General features: G+C 66.8%; 16 protein-coding genes. 5 read left to right on the top strand and 11 right to left on the bottom strand.

Annotation, left to right across the window (positions count from 1 at the left end; all coding sequences use genetic code 11):
- The first annotated feature begins 19 nt into the window (after window positions 1-19).
- Window positions 20-1,225: a CaiB/BaiF CoA transferase family protein gene (locus tag CCS01_RS03980; protein WP_104517533.1), complete on the top strand. Its 1,206-nt coding sequence runs from the start codon at window positions 20-22 to the stop codon at window positions 1,223-1,225.
- A gap of 5 nt (window positions 1,226-1,230) precedes the next feature.
- Here the strand turns inward: CCS01_RS03980 and CCS01_RS03975 are convergent, their stop codons facing one another.
- Window positions 1,231-2,403, bottom strand: coding sequence for a thiolase family protein (locus CCS01_RS03975; protein ID WP_104517532.1), 1,173 nt, complete (start codon window positions 2,401-2,403; stop codon window positions 1,231-1,233).
- Window positions 2,404-2,415: 12 nt separating this feature from the next.
- Window positions 2,416-2,823, bottom strand: coding sequence for a Zn-ribbon domain-containing OB-fold protein (locus CCS01_RS03970; RefSeq protein WP_104517531.1), 408 nt, complete (start codon window positions 2,821-2,823; stop codon window positions 2,416-2,418).
- A 136-nt stretch (window positions 2,824-2,959) separates the two neighbouring features.
- Between CCS01_RS03970 and CCS01_RS03965 the strand changes: the two genes are divergently transcribed.
- Window positions 2,960-5,068: an acetate--CoA ligase family protein gene (locus CCS01_RS03965; RefSeq protein ID WP_104517530.1), complete on the top strand. Its 2,109-nt coding sequence runs from the start codon at window positions 2,960-2,962 to the stop codon at window positions 5,066-5,068.
- A gap of 17 nt (window positions 5,069-5,085) precedes the next feature.
- On the opposite strand, the gene CCS01_RS03960 is transcribed toward CCS01_RS03965, so the two are convergent.
- On the bottom strand, window positions 5,086-5,964 hold the full coding sequence (locus CCS01_RS03960; protein WP_104517529.1) for an MBL fold metallo-hydrolase: 879 nt from the start codon (window positions 5,962-5,964) through the stop codon (window positions 5,086-5,088).
- A gap of 142 nt (window positions 5,965-6,106) precedes the next feature.
- Here CCS01_RS03960 and CCS01_RS03955 point away from each other — a divergent pair, with 142 nt between their 5' ends.
- Window positions 6,107-7,477: a hypothetical protein gene (locus CCS01_RS03955; protein ID WP_104517528.1), complete on the top strand. Its 1,371-nt coding sequence runs from the start codon at window positions 6,107-6,109 to the stop codon at window positions 7,475-7,477.
- 5 nt (window positions 7,478-7,482) lie between these two features.
- On the opposite strand, the gene CCS01_RS03950 is transcribed toward CCS01_RS03955, so the two are convergent.
- From CCS01_RS03950 to CCS01_RS03940, 3 genes are all read right to left on the bottom strand, one after another.
- Window positions 7,483-8,721, bottom strand: coding sequence for an FAD-dependent oxidoreductase (locus CCS01_RS03950; RefSeq protein ID WP_104517527.1), 1,239 nt, complete (start codon window positions 8,719-8,721; stop codon window positions 7,483-7,485).
- 81 nt (window positions 8,722-8,802) lie between these two features.
- Window positions 8,803-10,365, bottom strand: a complete 1,563-nt coding sequence (locus CCS01_RS03945) for a DHA2 family efflux MFS transporter permease subunit (protein ID WP_104517526.1) — start codon at window positions 10,363-10,365, stop codon at window positions 8,803-8,805.
- A gap of 5 nt (window positions 10,366-10,370) precedes the next feature.
- A complete protein-coding gene (locus CCS01_RS03940) occupies window positions 10,371-11,501 on the bottom strand; it encodes an HlyD family secretion protein (RefSeq protein WP_104517525.1) in 1,131 nt (376 codons plus the stop codon).
- Window positions 11,502-11,623: 122 nt separating this feature from the next.
- Between CCS01_RS03940 and CCS01_RS03935 the strand changes: the two genes are divergently transcribed.
- On the top strand, window positions 11,624-12,268 hold the full coding sequence (locus CCS01_RS03935; protein WP_104517524.1) for a TetR/AcrR family transcriptional regulator: 645 nt from the start codon (window positions 11,624-11,626) through the stop codon (window positions 12,266-12,268).
- A 25-nt stretch (window positions 12,269-12,293) separates the two neighbouring features.
- On the opposite strand, the gene CCS01_RS03930 is transcribed toward CCS01_RS03935, so the two are convergent.
- The 3 genes from CCS01_RS03930 to CCS01_RS03920 all read right to left on the bottom strand — a co-directional run bounded on the left by CCS01_RS03930 (window position 12,294) and on the right by CCS01_RS03920 (window position 15,978).
- Window positions 12,294-13,184, bottom strand: coding sequence for an enoyl-CoA hydratase (locus CCS01_RS03930; protein ID WP_104517523.1), 891 nt, complete (start codon window positions 13,182-13,184; stop codon window positions 12,294-12,296).
- A 1,333-nt stretch (window positions 13,185-14,517) separates the two neighbouring features.
- Window positions 14,518-14,937 (bottom strand): HU family DNA-binding protein, encoded by a 420-nt coding sequence (locus tag CCS01_RS33470; protein WP_104517522.1) that lies wholly within the window; start codon window positions 14,935-14,937, stop codon window positions 14,518-14,520.
- 681 nt (window positions 14,938-15,618) lie between these two features.
- On the bottom strand, window positions 15,619-15,978 hold the full coding sequence (locus CCS01_RS03920; protein ID WP_104517521.1) for a hypothetical protein: 360 nt from the start codon (window positions 15,976-15,978) through the stop codon (window positions 15,619-15,621).
- Window positions 15,979-16,889: 911 nt separating this feature from the next.
- Between CCS01_RS03920 and CCS01_RS33465 the strand changes: the two genes are divergently transcribed.
- On the top strand, window positions 16,890-17,060 hold the full coding sequence (locus CCS01_RS33465; RefSeq protein ID WP_158258220.1) for a hypothetical protein: 171 nt from the start codon (window positions 16,890-16,892) through the stop codon (window positions 17,058-17,060).
- Window positions 17,061-17,102: 42 nt separating this feature from the next.
- On the opposite strand, the gene CCS01_RS03915 is transcribed toward CCS01_RS33465, so the two are convergent.
- Complete coding sequence (locus CCS01_RS03915; RefSeq protein ID WP_104517520.1) at window positions 17,103-17,645, bottom strand: NUDIX domain-containing protein; 543 nt, start codon at window positions 17,643-17,645, stop codon at window positions 17,103-17,105.
- Window positions 17,646-17,761: 116 nt separating this feature from the next.
- A partial coding sequence (locus CCS01_RS03910) for a hypothetical protein (RefSeq protein WP_408887473.1) occupies window positions 17,762-18,031 on the bottom strand: 270 nt, incomplete at its 5' end.

Genomic DNA, 18,031 nt, shown 5'->3' with positions numbered 1-18,031 from the left:
ATGGGAGAGCGATCCGGTCATGCCTGAACCGCTGTTTGCCGGCCTGAAGGTCATCGACTGCGCAAGCTATGTCGCCGCGCCCGCCGCCGCGACCGTGCTGGCCGATTTTGGTGCGGACGTCATCAAGATCGAGCCGCCGGGCGGCGATCCCTGGCGGTCGCAGTACAAGCGCCCGGGCATGCCGCAGACCGACCACAACCACCCCTGGCTGATGGACAGCCGGAACAAGCGCGGCCTGGCTTTGGACCTGAAGTCCGAACCCGGGCGGGCGGTGCTGGAACGGCTGGTTTCCCAGGCGGATGTTTTCATCACCAACATTCCGTTGCCGGGGCGCGAGCGGCTGCAGGTGCGCTACGCCGACTTCGCGGAGAAATACCCGCGGCTGATCTATGCTTCCATGACGGCTTACGGCGAGGAAGGCGACGAGGCGGGCAAGACCGGGTTCGATGCCACCGCCTATTGGGCGCGCACCGGGCTGATGGATGAAGTGCGCCCGGATCACCGCGCTATCCCCGCTCGTTCCGTTCCCGGCATGGGCGACAAGCCGACCGCCATGGCGCTGTATGGGGCGGTCGTAACGGCATTGTACCAGCGGGAGAAGACCGGCCGTGGCGGCGAGGTGCGGGTCTCGCTGCTGGGCAGCGGCATGTGGGCGAACGCCTACTTCATCCAGGCGCAGTTGTGCGGCGTAATCTTTCCGCCTCGGCCGCCGCGCGAGGAATCGCTGATGTCGCTGGCCAATATCTACCGGACGCTGGACGACCGGTGGTTCATGCTGGTGGTGATCAATGAACGCCAATGGCCGGCACTGGCGCAGGCGATCGGCATGCCGTGGCTGACGACGGATTCCCGCTTCGTCGACGCCGAGGCGCGGCGGATCAACGCACCTGTGCTGACGCGGATTTTCGATGATGTGTTCGCCAGGAAGACTTTGGCCGAATGGCGGGCGATCCTCGACGACAGCGGCCTGACGTTCGGGGTGGTCGGCACGGTGGCGGAGATCGTCAACGATCCGCAGGCACGGGCGGCGGGTATCCTGCGGCCGCTGGCCGACACCGGGTTGATGACGGTGGACAGTCCGTTCACGCTGAGCGGCGCCCGGAAAGTGCCGGTGACGACAGCGCCGGAATATGGCGAGCACAGCCGGGCGATCCTGCGCTCGGCTGGTTATTCCGAGCGCGAGATCGATGGATTGTACGATTCAGGAACGATTGCCGGAGGATGACGCACTTATCCCGACGCGTGCCGGCTGAGAATGATCGTGGAATGATAATTCAATATCCCGCCGTTCGCGCTGACCAGGACGAAGTCGTTGCGCGGCACCTGCCGCTCGCCGCCCTGCCCGCGGGCCTGCACCACCGCCTCGGACAGCGGGGTGAAGCCCCACATGTAGTAGCCCGATAGCTGCCCGCCGCCGGTGTTCGTCGGCAGTGCCCCGCCCGGGCCGAGCTTGCCGTCGGCGACGAACGGACCGCCCTCGCCTTTCGGGCAGAAGCCGTAGTCCTCCAGGGTGACGAGCACGGTGTAGGTATAGCAGTCGTACAACTGGCAGGTGCCGATGTCTTTGCGGGTGATGCCGGCCATGCGGAAGGCGATCTCGCCGGAGCGTTTGGCGCCCGTTTCCACCGCCGGGTGCCGGTCAGTGCGCAGATTGTCGCCCGGCGCGCACTGCGCGTAACCCAGCACGTTCACCGGCGGTTGCTTCAGGTCGCGTGCCCGTTGCGGTGAAGTCACGACCACCGCGACCGCGCCGTTCGATACCAGGCAGCAATCCAGCAGCCGCAGCGGCTCGGCGATGAAGCGCGAGGCGTGGTGGTCTTCCAGCGTCATCGGCTTCTTCATCTGCGCCCAGGGGCTGAGCTGCGCCCAGTTTCGTTGGTTCACTGCAATGGTGCCAAACTGTTCAGTTGTGGTGCCGTACAGATGCATATGCCGCCGCGCCGCCATGGCATACTCGGGATTGGCGCCGAAATTCCCGTAGGCGGCGCGCAGGCCGACCATGCCGGTCAGCGGGAACCGGTGCGGGCCGGCATAGGATTGCCCGGCGCCGCGCGTCGGCGACAGCGGCGCATCGGCGTAGACCAGGACGACGACATTCGCCAGGCCCTCGCGGATCGCCATGCAGGCATACTGCATCATGCTGCCGGCGGTGGAGCCATAGGCGCTCATGACGTTGACCAAGGTCAGGTTTTCGAAGCCCAGCACCATCTGCGTCCGCACGTCCATGTCGCCGGGCAGGTTGGCGTTGATCAGCAGGCCATCGACGTCGTTCTTGCTGAGGCCGGCATCGTCGAGCGCGAGGGCGATCGCCTCGGCGGCGAAATCGACCGCGCGGCGGCCGTAGATCTTGCCCATCGGCGTCACGCCCAGGCCGACGATCGCGCCCTTTGGCTGGTTCGGCATTGGTTTCCTCCGTTATCGGCCGGCGGGACGGAATTTTGGCAGAGAAACGTTCTCGCCAACGCCCTCGAACACGGCTTCCAGCTTCATGCCGATGCGCAGGGCATCGTTGCCGATGCCGACGACGTTGGAGGTCATGCGCACGCCTTCCTCCAGGTCGATCTGGGCGATGTTGTAGGGCACTGCCGAGGCGAAGCCGGGGTTCATCACCTGGTGCATGACGGTGAAGGTGTACAGGCTGCCGCGGCCGCTGGCCTGGCGCCATGCCAGCCGCGCGGCGAAGCAGTGCGGGCAGCGTTCCCGCACCGGGAAGCTCCAGCCGTCGCAGGCGGAACAATGCTGCAGCATCAGCCGCCCCTGCCGGGCGCCGTCGAAGAACGGCGCGCTGATTTCATCCGGGATCGGGACTGGTTTGTCTGACATGGACGTTACTCCTTTACCGCCAGCCTAGCCGCGGGTTCGGGCTGTGGCAACGCGGCTTCCCGTGCGGCAGCGGCGGCCCTATGCTCGGGTCAATGCCTGGCCGAAGCCGGGCCAACGAACAACCGAGGAAACCGAAATGAGCCAGCCTGCCGGACCGCGCGATCTGTCCACCATGCTGCAACCACGCTCCATCGCCCTGATCGGCGCGACGGACCGGTCCGGCTGGTCCCGGATGACCTATGCCAACCTGTCCAACGGCACCTACAAGGGAGAGGTGCATCTGGTGGCTCGCCGCGGCGGTACCGTGCATGGACGCACCGCCGCGACGTCCTGTGCCGCACTCGGAACGAAGGTCGATCTCGGCCTGATCATGGTGCCGGCCGCGGCGATCGAGGAGGCAGTGGCCGATCTGGGCGCGTCGGGGGCACGGAACGCGGTGATCCTGACGTCGGGCTTCGCCGAGACCGGGCTTGACGGCGTGGCGCAGCAGCGGAAGCTGGCGGAACTGGCACGACGCTTCAACATCTCGATTCTTGGCCCGAACTGCCTGGGTTTCGTGAACTTCCTCGACGGCGTGCCGCTGTGGACGGGTTCGTTCCGGTCGCCGAGCCAACCCGGCCCGATCGCCGCCATTTCGCAAAGCGGCGCGACCGGCGCCTTCATCGCCTCGCTTGCGGAACAACAACAGATTGGCCTGAGCCATTTGATATCAACGGGCAATGAAGCCGATCTGGACGGGGCAACGTTCGCCGCGCATTTGCTGGAGGATGATCGGGTCCGGGCGATCGCGATGTTCATCGAATCGATCCGCGATCCGCACCGCTTCGCTGCCGCGGCGCAGAAGGCGCAGGCGGCCGGCAAGCCGATCGTTGCGCTGAAAATCGGTTTGTCCGACGTAACGGCCCGATCGGCGCAGGCGCACACCGGCGCGCTGGTCGGCGACGACCGGGTGTTCGACGGCGCCTGCCGGCAGTTCGGGGTGGTGCGGGTGCAGTCGATCGAGGATCTTCTGTTTACAGCCGACATCATCGCCCGCACCGGCGTCATCGGCGCCAAGGGCGTCGGGCTGGTGTCGGTTTCAGGTGGTGCCTGCGAAATTGCGGCCGATCGGCTGCAGGCCGAGGGCGTTCCCTTGCCGCCTCTGCCGCCCGCCACGGAGAAGGCGCTGATCGACGTCCTGCCGAGCTTCGGCACGCCGCACAACCCGTTGGACATCACCGGCGGCGCGGTGCTGGAGCCGAACCTGTTCGAGCGCGCACTGAAGATCGTGGGCGGCGAGCCGGCGTTCTCGGCGCTGGTCTGCCTGTTCGACGTTCCGGGCGTGGACGCCCAGGCGTCGGAATTCCAGCTTGCCGCGCTGCGCCATATCTCCCAGGGACTGGCGAAGCAGCCGCTGCCGGCGCTGATGCTCAGCCACACGATGAAGCCTGTTACGGAGGTGACACAGCGGATCGTGGCGGATCTCGACCTGCCCTATAGTTCCGCGGGGATGTTCCATGGGCTGTCGGCGCTTGGCCGCGCCTGGTGGTGGTCGGAGCAGCAGCGGCGCGAGCGGCACGCCTGGATGCCACCGGCCCAATCGCAAGGTCTTGCCGTGTGGCCGACGACGGAGCGGCAGGTGCTCGATCATCTCGCCCGATACGACGTGCCGATCGTTCCTGCGACGCTGGTGACGGACGAGGCGACGGCGGTAGCGGTGGCGCGGGATGCCGGCGGACCGGTGGCGCTGAAGATCGCCTCGGCCGACATCCAGCACAAGAGCGACATTGGCGGCGTCGCGCTGAACGTTTCGGGAGACAGCCACGTTGCCGCCGCGTTCCGCCGGGTGATGGCGGCCGCCCCGGCCAGGGCACGTGTCGATGGCGTGCTGGTCTCGCCGATGCGGGAACGTGGGCTGGAATTGTTCGTCGGCTGCACGCGCGATCCGCAATGGGGGCCGGTGCTGGCCGTGGGCCTTGGCGGCATCTTCGTCGAAGTCCTGCAGGACGTGGCGCTGCGCGTGCTGCCGGTGACCCCCGCGGAGGTCCGGCGGATGCTCCGCGAACTGAAGGGCGCGCGCATGTTGCAGGGGCAGCGCGGCGTCCCGCCGGCCGACCTCGATGCAGTTGCCGAAACGATCGCGCGGATCGGCGATGCGGCTTTGGCGCTGGGGACGAAACTCGATGAGCTTGACGTCAATCCCTTGTGGGTGCGCGGCGCGCAGGTAGAGGCGCTGGATGCACTGGCGGTGGCGCGGGCGACCTGACCCGCGCCTTCCGGCGGCTACTGCACGGGATTGTAGCGGAAGCCGTCACCCCAGCGGGTCAGCCTTCCCTTCGATGGCGAGGGGAAGTGCGCCGGGCACAGCAATGTCGGCGTGTCGCAGATCTCGCCGAACAGTTTCCTGCGGGTGGCAATGCCCTGGGTGGTGTCGTAGTCAACGAACATGCCGAGTTCCGGGTAACGGACCTGCAGCGGTGAATGCACCATGTCGCCGGCGATGATCGCGTCCGCGCCGGACTTGCCGACACGCACGGAGAAATGACCAACCGTGTGGCCGGGCGTGGGAATCAGTTTCACCACGTCGCTGACTTCGTAGTCGCTGTTGACCACCTGGTGGCGCTTCGCCTCGACCACCGGCAGCACGGAATCGCTGATCCATGGTTGCGATCCGGGGTTGGATCGTTCCTGTTCCGTCCAGAAGGCAAGTTCCTGTTCGCCGAACAGGTATTTTGCCTTGGGGAAAGTCGGCACCCACCGGCCGTTCTCCAGCCTGGTGTTCCAGCCGATATGGTCCACGTGCAGATGGGTGCACATGACAAAGTCGATATCGCCGAAGCCAACGCCGGCCGCGGCAAGGTTCTTTTCGTAACGGTCGGAGGTCAACTGGTCCCACATCGGGAAGTCCGGGCGAGGCTTGTGGTTGCCGATGCAACTGTCAATCAGGATCGTATGGTGCGGCGTGCGGACGACATAGGACTGGATGCACAGCACCAGCCGCCCGGAGGCCGGATCAATATACTTCGGCTTCAGCCAGGCGGCGTTTTCGTCCAGGATTTCCTGCGTCAGCGTCGGAAAGAACATCTTCGGATCGAACAACGGCCCTTCCGATTCGATGATGCGATGAACGGTCAGGTCGCCGACAGTGAAGGTCTGGCTCATGATTTCTGCTTCCCTGGATTGTTCCCCAGAACAGTCTGTCATGAAGGGCAACAGGGCACCAGCCGCGGTGGCCCCGCCCGCGGGCTTTTCCGGCTTCGTGATCCGTGAATAATTCTACACCACCCGACATGGAGGCCGGAAAATGCAGCGTGATGCCCGCGGTCTGCCGCTTTCGACGGACAGTGCCGAGGCCGCCGTCCTGTTCGATCGCGCGGTGGAGCACTACCTGAAGTTCCACCTCGACACGATGGCCCTGGTGAACCAGGCGCTCACCGCCGATCCGTGCTTCGTCATGGGCCATTGCCTCAAGGGCTATCTTCTGCTCGCGGGCGCCAACCCGGCGCATCGTCCAGCCGTCGCCGCTGCGCTCGCGGCCGCCGAGGCGGGCACCGCCGTCGCCACGATGCGCGAGCAACGCCATGTGGCGGCTTTTTCCGCCTGGCAGCGAGGGGCACTGCCTGAGGCTTTCGCCATCTGGAGGGCGCTGCTCGACGACGATCCGACCGATCTGCTGGCGGTACGGATTTGCGACACCACGCATTTCCGTTTCGGCCACACGCAGGTGATCCTGGAGCAGGCGGATCGCCTCGCCGACGCCTGGACGCCGGAACTGCCAGGATACGACTGCTTCCAGACCGTCTGGGCCTTCGCGCATGAGGAAGCGGGCGACACCGCCGGCGCCGAACACGCCATCGACGAAGCCCATGCGCGCGATCCGGCGAATTTCTTCGCCCACCATGTCAAGGCGCATATCCTGGAGATGGAAAGCCGCCCCGGGGAAGGCGCTGACTGGCTCGGCGCCCAGACGGCGGCCTGGCATCTGGGCAACAACCTTGTGCATCACCTTTGGTGGCATCGTGCGCTGATGCAACTGGAGCTGGGCGAGCGGGATTCGGTAATCGAAAGCTACGACCGCAACATCCGCAACCTGGATGCGCCGCTGACGAAAGCAGCGCCGGACCAGTTCAACGACCTGCAGAACGCCACCGCGCTGCTGTGGCGGCTGGAGCAGCTCGGACTGGACGTCGGTAACAGATGGAACGAACTGGCCGACAAGGCTCAGGCGCGCATCGGCGACAGCGCCTATCGCCTGCTGCCGCCGCATCTGATGCTGGCGTTGGCGGCGACCGGGCGGGACGAAGCCGCCGCTCGCTTCCTGGCGGCACTGCGTGAGCAGGCAGCCGACGCAACCCGCTGGGATGCCGGCGTCATCGGCGACGTCGTCCTGCCGACCTGCGAGGCTGGCCTGGCGCACCGGCGCGGTCAGCACGCGCAGGTCGTTGCGCTGCTGGCACCACGGCTCGGCGCGATCCGGCTGCTGGGTGGCAGCGCCGCGCAGCGCGACCTGTTCCGGCAGATACTGATCAACTCGGCAACAAAAGCCGATCGGCGAGATGTCGTCGCGGCGGTAATTGCCGAGGAGACCGCCAGCCGCAGCGTTCCGCCATCGCATCGGATCGGCTACGCAAAGGCGGCACGGTGGCTGATGCAGGGAACCGGCATCGCAACGTAGCGGCGCTACGCCCGATCGTTCCCCGCGGCCAACAGCGCCGGCGCGACATGCTCGGGCCGCACGCCGATGCCGATGAGACGGGCCGGAAACCGCCGCAGCCAGCGTTCACTGTCCAGCACCCGCAGCGGCCATGCCGGCCGTGGCACCTGCCCGTCGCCCAGGATCGGCGCAATAAGCCGCCTCTGGATCAGAAGCTGCATCTGCTGTGTCGCATGCGCCGGCCAGGCGCGACGGCGCTGCACGGCGCGCAGGTCACCGTCGGTCAGATGCCGATTCTTCAGTCCGGCAGCGAGGATGTTGGCCGCGGCCACGGCATCCTGGATCGCCAGGTTGATGCCGACGCCGCCGATGGGCGACATGGCATGGGCCGCATCGCCGATGCACAGCAGCCCGGGGCGCCACCAGGTGGGCAGGTGATCCACCGCAACGGTCAGCAGCTTGATATCGTCCCAAGATGCGATCGCCGCCGCGCGTTCGGCCGCAAACGGCGCAAGGCGGCCAATGTGCGTGGTCAGCTCCGGCAACCCGCGCTGGCGCAGGGCCTCGAAACCGCCCTTGGGAATGATGTAGCCGCACTGCCAGTGCGTACCACGGTCGATCAGTATCAGGATCGCGCCGGCGCCAAACACGCCCACCGGATCACGCGGATCGTGCGCCTCGCGCGGCAGACGGAACCACAGCACATCCATGGGCGCGCCGGAACATTCCACTCTCAGCCTTGCGACCTCCCGCACCACGGACGATCGGCCGTCGGCGCCGATGACCAGATCCGCGCGTACCTCCAGAGGCCCGTCAGGCGTCTGCGCCCGGACGCCGGCGACACGATTTCGTTCCGTTATCAGACCAACAACCTCGGCGCGCAGGCGCAAGTCGAATTCCGGAAAGTGGCCCGCCTGCTGCGCCAGATAGTTCAGGAAATCCCATTGCGGCATGAAGGCAACGAAGGGACAGCGCACCGGCAGCAGCGTGAAATCGGCCACCCTGATGCGCCGGTCGCCGACGATCCCGCCAAGTTCGTGCGCCTTCTGGTGCGGCAGGCGCAGCAGGCCGTCCAACAGCCCGAGTTCCGCCATCACCTCCAGCGTCGAGGGATGGATCGTGTCGCCACGGAAATCACGCAGGAAATCCGCGTGTTTTTCCAGCACCACCGTCCTGACGCCGAAACGTGCCAGCAGATATCCCAGCACCATGCCGGCCGGGCCGCCGCCCGCAATGCAGCAGGTGGTGGCGATCTGCTCGGGCATGTGGTCCCTCCCCTGGCCTGATGCGGTTTCAGACTGAACGGTCCCGGCCGTCCTCCGTTTCAGCGAGTGGCGGGTTCCTGCTCAATGGGCGCCTCCTGCCCCGCCCGCGCCTTTCCGCAAGACGGCGATCGACACCGCCGCGCCGACCAGTATGACGCCGATCAGGGCGAAGCAGTCGGAATATCCCATGACCGTCGCCTGGGCACGGATGGTTTCGCCGACGGCGATCACCGCGCGGTGCATGGCCTCAGCCGGATCGGGCACGCCGTGCGCCATGAAGAACTGCTGCATCGACGACAGCCGCGACTGCGTCGCCGGCTCCAGCAGCGAGACATGGCTGTTGATGATGAAGGAATGATACTGCTCGCGCTTGGTGAAAAACGTTTCGATAGCCGCCGTGCCGATTGCCCCGCCCAGGTTGCGCAGCATGTTGAACAGGCCGGATGCAGCGCCGGCCTCGCGCGGCAGGATGCCGACCATGGCGATGGCGGACAGCGGCGTCATCACGATGGCCTGGCCCATGGCCCGGATGACGTCGGGAAGGAAAAGCTGCGGCGCGGCGTAATCGCGGTCCATGTGTAGGTTCATGAAGCAGCTCGCGGCGAAGATCAGCAGGCCAACGCCGACCAGCAGGCGTGAATCGATCCTGCGCATCAGGAACGGAACGAACGGGATCAGCACCAGTTGCGGCAGGCCGGTCCAGGCCATCACCTCGCCGCTCTGTTGCGCGTCGAATCCCTGGGACACCGCCAGGTACTGCGGCAGCAGGTAGGAGGAGCCGTACAGCGCAAAGCCGACCAGAAAGTTGCTGAATGTGCCGAAGGCGAAGTTGCGCCGGGTGAAAAGCCGAAGCTGGACCAGCGGTTCCTTGCGCACCAGTTCCAGGATGATGAAGGCACCCAGCGACACGGCCGCGACCAGGCTCAGCCGGACGATCAACGGCGAGCCGAACCAGTCATAGACGTTGCCGTCGTCCAGCACGGTCTGGAAGGCGGCAAGGCCGATCGCCATCAGTGCGATACCGGTCCAGTCGCCCTGCCGCAGCAGGTGCGGCTGCGGCTTGGAGCGCGGCAAGGCGTAGATCAGCGCCGACAGCATGACCACGCCCGGCACCAGGTTCATATAGAAAATTGTCTGCCAGCCATACGTATCCGTCAGCCATCCCCCGATGGTCGGCCCGATCGCGGGGGCGAACGTTGCGGTGACGGAGAACCCGGCGAACCCGGCGGCTCGTTTCGAGGGCGGCAGCAGCATGACGATGATGGTGAAGGCCAGCGGAATCAGCACGCCGCCGAAGAAACCCTGCAGGCCGCGCAGCGCGATCATTTCCGACAGGCTGTGCGCCTGGCCGCAGGTCGCCGACAGCACCAGGAACAGCGCGGTGTTGGCGATCAGGTAGCGGCGCAGCGAGAACACCCGGCTGAGGAAGTCTGTCATCGGAATGACGATGATCTCGCCGATCAGATAGGCCGTGCTGATCCAGGTGCCGTTGACGCCGCCGGTGCCTATGCCGCCTTCGATGTCCGGCAGCGAGGAGTTGGTGACCTGGATGTTCAGCACGGCCATGAACGCGCCGATCAGCGCGCCGCCGACGGCGATCCAGGTTTTCAGTGAAACCGATTCCTCGGCCGTGGACGTTGCCATGGCGGCTACGATCCGTGCGGGTGGGTATCGATCGTCGGCTCGACAGACATTCCGGGGCGCAAACGGCCGATCAGCGGATCTTTTGGATCGATGGTGATCTTGACGGGGACGCGCTGGACGATCTTGGTGAAGTTTCCGGTGGCATTATCCGGCGGCAGCAAGGCGAACTCCTGCCCGCTGGCCGGGGCTATGCTGTTCACCTCGCCATGCACCGTGGCATCCGGGAAGGTATCGACCTCGATCGTCACGGGCTGTCCGGCGCGTACGTCGGTCAGCTGCGTCTCCTTGTAGTTGGCAACGACATAAACGGCCTGCAGCGGCACCACCGCCATAAGCTGGGTGCCGGCCTGCACATATTGTCCGACGCGCAGCGTGCGGGCGCCCACCGTGCCGCTGATGGGCGCGGTGATCATGGTGTAGCTGACATTCAGCTGGGCCTGGCGCAGCGCCGCGTCCTGCAGCGCGAGCGTGGCCCGGGCCTTGCTGATCTGCGAATTCAGCACATCGACCTGCTTCTGCGCGACGGCGACGGCAATGACGTCCCGGTCCAGGGCGGCCTGCTTCTCGCGGATTTCGGAGGTCGCCTGCTGGGCGCGCTGGATCGTTCCGGCGCCGGTGCGCGACAGGCTGGCATAGCGGTCGTAGTCCTGCTTCGCAAAGGTCAGCGCCGCGTCATCGGCCGTCACCGTGGCGTGTGCCTGCGTCATCACCAGTTGCTGCTGGGCGACCTGCTGCATCAGGTTGTTGATATTGGCCTTTTCGGCATCCACGTTGGCCCGGGCCACGGCCAGCGCGGTCAGGTAGTCGCGGTCGTCGATGCGGGCCAGCACGTCGCCCGCGCGGACCGGCTGGTTGTCCTGCACCAGAACCTTGGCGATGTAGCCTGATATTTTCGGGCTGATGATGACGTTGTCGGCCTGCAGGTAGGCATCGTCGGTGGACACCAGGAACTGCCCGGTGGTCCACCAGTAATGGCCGTACCAGGCCGCCGCCCCCAGCAGCGCGACGGCGCCAACGGCGATCAGCAGCGTGCGGGCCAGCCGGCGGCGACCGGCCCTGATGGCTGCCTTGCGGTCGAAGGGCCGCCCGGAACGGCGATCCTGCTCTGCTTCCATGTGGGCGACGTGCTGGTCCATGAAGTCTCTCGTGGCAAAGGGCGTCGTACGGCGGCAGCGGCGGCGCCGGGAAACTGCGACCTTGACGTATTGTATGGTACAGTACACATCAAGGCCAGAGGTGAAAAAAACCTGGAGAGGCGATGAGCGACGAAGACTCCTCCGTGCTGGCCCGGCCCCGCCTGGAAGCGAGGCGGCGCGCATTCCTCGAGGCTGCGACAGCGGCTTTCCTGGAAAAGGGCTATGCGGCAACAACCCTCGACGACATCATCGCCCGCTCCGGCGGGTCGCGGCAGACGCTTTACGCGCTGTTCGGCGGCAAGCAGGGCCTGTTCAAGGCGCTGGTCGCCGAGCGCTGCACGCAGATTTTCGGCCCCCTGTGCGGACAGCACCTGCTGGACCGGGCGCCGGAGGACGTGCTGGTGGACCTGGGCGTCCGCTTCATCGCGACGGTGACCACGCCGGACACGCTCGGGGTTTACCGGCTGGTCGTTTCCGAAGGTATTTTCATGAAGGAACTGGCCGAGCAGTTCTGGGAAAACGGCCCGGCCCGTACCCGCGCAATGCTGGCCCGCTACTTCGAGCAGCAGGTCGAGCGCGGCACGCTGCGCCTGGACGACCCGGCGCAGGCGGCGCATCAATTCTGGGGCATGCTGCTGGGGAACTTCCAGTTCCAGTGCCTGCTTGGGCTGCGCGAACCGCCCGGACCGGAGGAGTCCGAAGCCTATGTGCGCGCCGCGGTCAGCCATTTCCTGGACGGCTGCCGCGCCGGCGGCCGGACTCCCTAGTTTCGTCCGTATCCATCGGCGGCGGTCAGCCGCCCCCGTCCGCCTTCGCCCGGGCAACCCGCGCCAGCAGCTTGTCGCGTACCGTCGCCGGCAAACCGTTCGGATCGACCGGCACGCCGTAAACGAGTTCGTTATGCGCGTGCAGCAAATGGTGCAGGCTGAAGACGTGCATCTGCGCGTTGCGCCGACCCTGCACGTCCTGCACGTGGTTCACCGCCTGCTTGGTCGCCTTCAGGGCGAAGGCCGGCTTCGTCGCGATTTTTTCGGCCAGCGCCAGGGTCGCGGCTTCCAGTTCCTCGCGCGGAACGACGCGGTTGACCATGCCGCAGGCGGCGGCGTCGCGGGCGCTGATCTCGTCGGCGGTGAACAGGAATTCCTTGGCCTTGCGGATGCCCAGTTCCCAGGGATGGTTGAAGAACTCCACGCCGCAGATGCCGAAATCGATCACCGGATCCTTGAAGCTGGCGTCCTCGCTGGCGACGATCAGGTCGCACACCCAGGCCAGCATCAGGCCGCCCGCAATGCATTTGCCCTGCACCTGGGCGATGGTCGGCTTTGACAGGTTGCGCCAGCGCTCGCACATCTCCAGGTAGATTTCCATTTCGCGTCCGTAGCGGGCCTCGGCGCCGGGGGCGTCGAAGGCCGCCCAGGTGCCGACGGTGGCGAAGTCGCGCCAGGTCTTGCCGCCGTCGCCGCTGAGGTCGTGCCCGGCGGAGAAGTTGCGGCCGTCGGCGGCGAGGATCACCACCTTGATGCCGTCGTCCTGCGCCGCGCGGTCGAAGGCGGCGTTGAGTTCATAGGTCATCTGCAGGCCCTGGGCGTTGTGCGCCTCGGGCCGCGCCATGACGATACGCGCGACATGGGGCGACGGCGTTTCGTAGCGCACCTGCGCGGGGGCGGCGGTGTTGTCGGCCATTGATCGTTTCCTCCTGCGGCATGCGCGGGCTGGTCCCGGCGCAGCAGCGTAACATCGTGCCGTCCGGGGGCCAAAGGGCGGTGCGCCGGATGTCATATCAATACCGCACCAAGCGCCCTGCCGCGGCGGAAAGCACTGATTGTCCACATTATTTCATTAGAGACACGTCAGGCGATGGCTCGGCGCTGGCGACCGCGCGGGTGCGTCCAGCCGGGGCGGCGGCGCACCCGCGTTGGTGGCCCGGAGGGCGGCAGCCGGACGCCGGGAGAAGTGACCGCGGTGACCACACGCGCCGTCGGTTGCGACGTGAAACGAACGGGGTTGCGCGTGGCGATTCCGAAGCAGTCGCGGAACGTGGCGAAGGGCGGTCGCGGGGTGGCCGTTGGGCGGCTGCGGCCTGCCTTGCGACGGCGCGACGTCGCTTGTGCCACCTAATCAAAAGTTCGTGCGTAGCGGCATGTGGTCTGTTTCCGGGCCAGCGGACCAAGCCGCGGCTGGCCGGACCGAGTCCCGGGGCGCCGCGCCGCATGGCGTGCCAAGGTGCGTCCCGCGTCACCGGTGGCTGTAAAAATGCATATCAGAATTGCATTTACATCATGGTTGATACCCTGGTCCGCACCACGGTGTCTTCAGGGACTGGGCTGGCGGCGGGTATCCCCGGCATGGGGTTCGGCCTGGCTGGCACCGGCGCGATGCCGCAGCAGCCGTTCGGCCAGGGCGCGGCCCCTGCGCTCTTTCGGCAAGGTCCAGGGGCACCCGGCGCCCAAAGGGGACAGGCCAGGCGGACAGGGCAAAGGGGGCAAGCCAAGCGGCAACGGGCGCGGCCATGACGGCAGAGACATGTCCGGCCACGACCGCCAACGGTCAACGCGGCCTCGCCCGCCGCACCGTCTGACTTGGCATGGGCGGCCGGCGCCCGCAGGCCCGCCAGCCGCCCATGCCAGCCTGAGCCCCGTGCGTATCAGTTAGAGCCTCGGGCGGAGCAAGGGCTTCTCCCTATCGTCATGGCCGGGACACGCCCGACCATGACGGTGAGAGAGCGGCTGCGGCGCCATTCCTTCTCCGGCCGTCGTCTTATCCTGATACGCATGAGCTCCTGATACGCATGAGCCCGCGCCCCGCGGGCGCGGCCCGGTCGTTCTTCGTCCCGGCGGTCATTACTGTGGCCTTCCGCCGGGACGTGCGGCGGCAGCGCGGCCGCCGGTACGGCATTCCAACTGCTGTTTTCAAGGTATTTCCAGGCCCGGGCCGGCTTGCGGCGCACGGCCGATGCGGCAGGCATTGCCGTGCCCATCGACCGTGCCAGGGCCATGATGGCGGGCTGACAGTCCCGCTAGACGGACTCCTTCAACTCCTTGGCGGCACGGAAGGCGATCTTCTTGCTGGCCTTGATCTGGATCGCCTCGCCCGTGGCCGGGTTGCGCCCCATCCGCGCCGCCCGCTTCTGCACCTGAAGGATGCCGAGGCCGGTCAGGCGGATCTTGTCGCCCTTCTTCAGGTGGCGGGTGGTCAGCTCGATCAGGTCGCCAAGCATCGCTTCCGCCTGCTTCTTCGGCAAGTCGTGGCTTTCGGCCAGCTCGGCGGCGATCTGCCGCAGCGTCACGGTTGCCTGCGGCGCGGCCTTTGCGGCGGCCGCCTTGGGCGGGGCGGCGGCCTTCTTCGCTGCGGGGGCGGCTTTCTTTGCCGGGGCTGCCGCCTTCTTGGCGGCGGGCGCCGCGCCCTTGGCAGGAGCGGCTTTCTTTGCTGGTGGCATAACTTATCCCTCGACCAATTTCGTTCAGCCAACCTGCGCGTACTGCCCCGATTCGGACAACTACGCTGATGCGGCGCCGGTACCGCCGTGAAGCCCGCTAGCACGGTTGTCATCAAGCGGGCGCCGGTTCATGCCATCTTCCGGGGCCACGGCGCGGAGTCTGACAGGTCGGACGCCATCCCGGCTAGTCAATATCCGGTCCGGACGGCAGACGCGCAGAGCCCGTCCCAGAGGGTTTTCCGGCCGGTCCGGCCGGGTGGGACCTGGCGCCGCGGCACGTCCGGGCATCCCGCTGCGTGCGGTTTGCGCCGGCTGTGGCGCCGGCCGCGCCGGCATGGGCTCTGCCGGGTGGCCCGGCCGTTGCGCGGCGCGGCCTTCGGCTGTCGGGACAGTCGTGCGGACAGCCCCCTGCCAGCCGCAGTGCGGCGGCCCGCGCGGCGTTCCGGGCCGGGCAACGACGCGGATCGCGCGGCGGCGCGCCGGTTGCCAGCATGGCGCAACGAACGGCCAAGCAAGCCAGTCGGTTCTTTATCGACATGTTAGCGCCGGGCGCGCAATGATGCGGCCCGGCGGATGGGGAATGCGATTTGCTACAGTACCGTCACGAACAGGGCATGGCGCCTGCCGCCGGCGGCACCGCGGCGGCAGGCGGCAGCGGCGGTTGCCGCCGTCGCCGTCCGGTCAACGGATAGGCCAACCCGCCGGCGTGATGTCGGTCAGCGCAGGCGGCTTGCGGAGCGAAAGATGCTCGAGCGCATCGGCCAGGCAGGCGTGCTTCTGCATCCTGCCCGGCATGGGCTGGACAAACACCGCATCGCCATCGTTCCAGATGATGAAATGAGCGCGGGCGCCGGTTGCGGCGCGGAATTCCAGGACTTCCTCGTACTCCTCGTCGTCGGAGCCATGATCGAGGCGGACCTGCATCGCCAGGTTGCGGAACGCGGCCCAGCTCTGCGCCAGGACGAGATCGGAAATCTGGAAGGCATGGCCCTTCGGCAGCCGTTTCGTTACGGCTGTTCCGCGTAGTTTCAGATCGCTCATGACCCGCTCCCGAGGAGCTGGAGGGCGGCCATGACCAGGGGTGCCAGCAGGCAAAGGGCCACTCGTGGTTCCATGATCATGCAGACGGATCGTACTTCCGGACGTGGTCTCATTGCAGCACCGCATCGTTGTCGGGTCCTCGTCATCCATCTCGAAAAGATGCCGCGGCGGAAAGTGCCTTCCCTCCGCGGCCAGAGTTGGAGGAGGAAACGGGGAGTTTCTTACCTCCCAAAATCGTGAGCCTGCAACAGCGAAATCACGCAATCGCGATCACGTTTTTCGCGCAAAATCGGAACGTTGCGTTAAGGTTTATTACACATTTTTATGCAAAATGTCTCAATGATGCCTGTCACCTCCGAGCCGTGCGCGCGATCCGCCTGATCCCATCATAGCTTCGATCGATTGATCGCATAATGGCACCGCTACGGCGCGCCGTCGCCACGGGTCCGCCCTGATCGGCGATATCGCACTGGCCGCCCCGGACCGACGGCGACCGTGGCCCGCCCTGGCCCTACGGGATGCACACATCCTGGAAACGAGTCGGAAATGACCGTACAATCAAGTGCTTGCCTGGGCGCCAAGAGCGTTCCACCATCGTCATGGCCCGGCTTGTCCGGGCCACCTGTCGCGGCACAAGTGCTGGAATAGGTGGCCCGGACAAGCCGGGCCATGACGAAAGGGAAACGCAGCGGCGGACCGTTTCCGAGATCTGTGCATTGCGTAGGCCCTGGCCCGGGTGACATGCCGGCGCGGCGGCCGATCGCCGCCATGATTCTGGTTGAGTTGGCGGAATTAGTTCGTTTAATTTCCAAATGTCAGCGATCCGGAGTTGCCCAGGCCATGCCGCCACCCCCCGCACCGTACCGCCACGCCCGTAACGGCCGTCGATGCGATCGCCGGAGCGTCCTGCCATGAGGCAGCGCGCCACGCTCGAGCGGAAGTTCCTGGCCCTGTGCCGGACACGCGGGCCACGCTGGATCGAGTCGGTGCTGCGCCCGCTGCGGCTGCCGGGCGCCACCATCAGCGTGCGCGACATCCCGACCACGGCGCTGCGGGCGGCCGTGCAGGTATTCGGCCGCTGATCCCGTTGACGGGCGATCCTGCCGCGGCGGGCGCCCCGCAGGCTACAGCAGGCGCTTCACCCGCAGCAGCCCGAAGGCGGCAATGCTCATCCCGTCCAGGATCACGCCGTCGCGGATCATCGCCTCCAGCTCCGTCAGGGAGAACGCGCGGGCGATCATGTCCTGCTCGGTGACTTCGCGCTGCGTCTCGCCGCTGGTCAGGCCGGTGGCGAGGAAGATGTGGCCGCGCTGGTTGCAGTAGCCGGGACCCTGGAAGATCTGCCCGGCATAGTCCATGCGCGCCGCGGTCAGGCCGGTCTCCTCGCGCAGTTCCGCCGCGGCCAGCACCGCCGGATCGGTGCCGGGCGTCTGCTCCCACATGCCCATCGGGAACTCCCACATCCGCGCCTGCACGGGATAGCGGTACTGCTCGACCAGGGTCACGTGCCCGTCCTGCAGCGGCACCACGACGACGAAGTCCGAGCGCTCGACCACGCCATAGATGCCTTCGGAGCCGTCGGGGCGGCGGATGCGGTCCTCGCGCAGCCGGGTCCAGGGATTTTCGTAAGCGAGACGGGTGGAGAGGGTCACGTAGGGGGACGTCATGAATCGCCTGTCGGTGGGAAGCGCCGGCAGGCTAGAGCGTTTCCTCGCGAAATGGAAACGGTTTGGCATATGGCTGCCGATCGGCCTGGCGCCGCGGCCGATTGCGCGCCTGGGCTTCAGTCCTGCCCGGGGCCCGGCTTCGCCGCGTTGCGGCGGGTGGTTGCCACGGTCACCGCCGGCTCGACCGGGGTTGGCGCGTTCGGCGGCGGGTCGCGGTTCTCGTCGCCCTGCGGCGCCAGGTACGGCTTCGGCAGGCTGCCGGGCGGCAGGCCGTCGCGCCCGCCAAGCCGGCCGTTGGAGGTTGGGGTGGGGGTTGAGGCCGGTGGTGGTTTGTCGTCTTGTGGGTTCATAAGCGGATAACGCATTCGGGGGTTGGGGGTTTCCGG

Source organism: Rhodopila globiformis (assembly GCF_002937115.1).
Classification (GTDB): Bacteria; Pseudomonadota; Alphaproteobacteria; order Acetobacterales; family Acetobacteraceae; genus Rhodopila; species Rhodopila globiformis.
The sequence above is the reverse complement of the archived record's forward strand: the minus strand, read 5'-3'. Positions and strand labels throughout refer to the sequence as shown.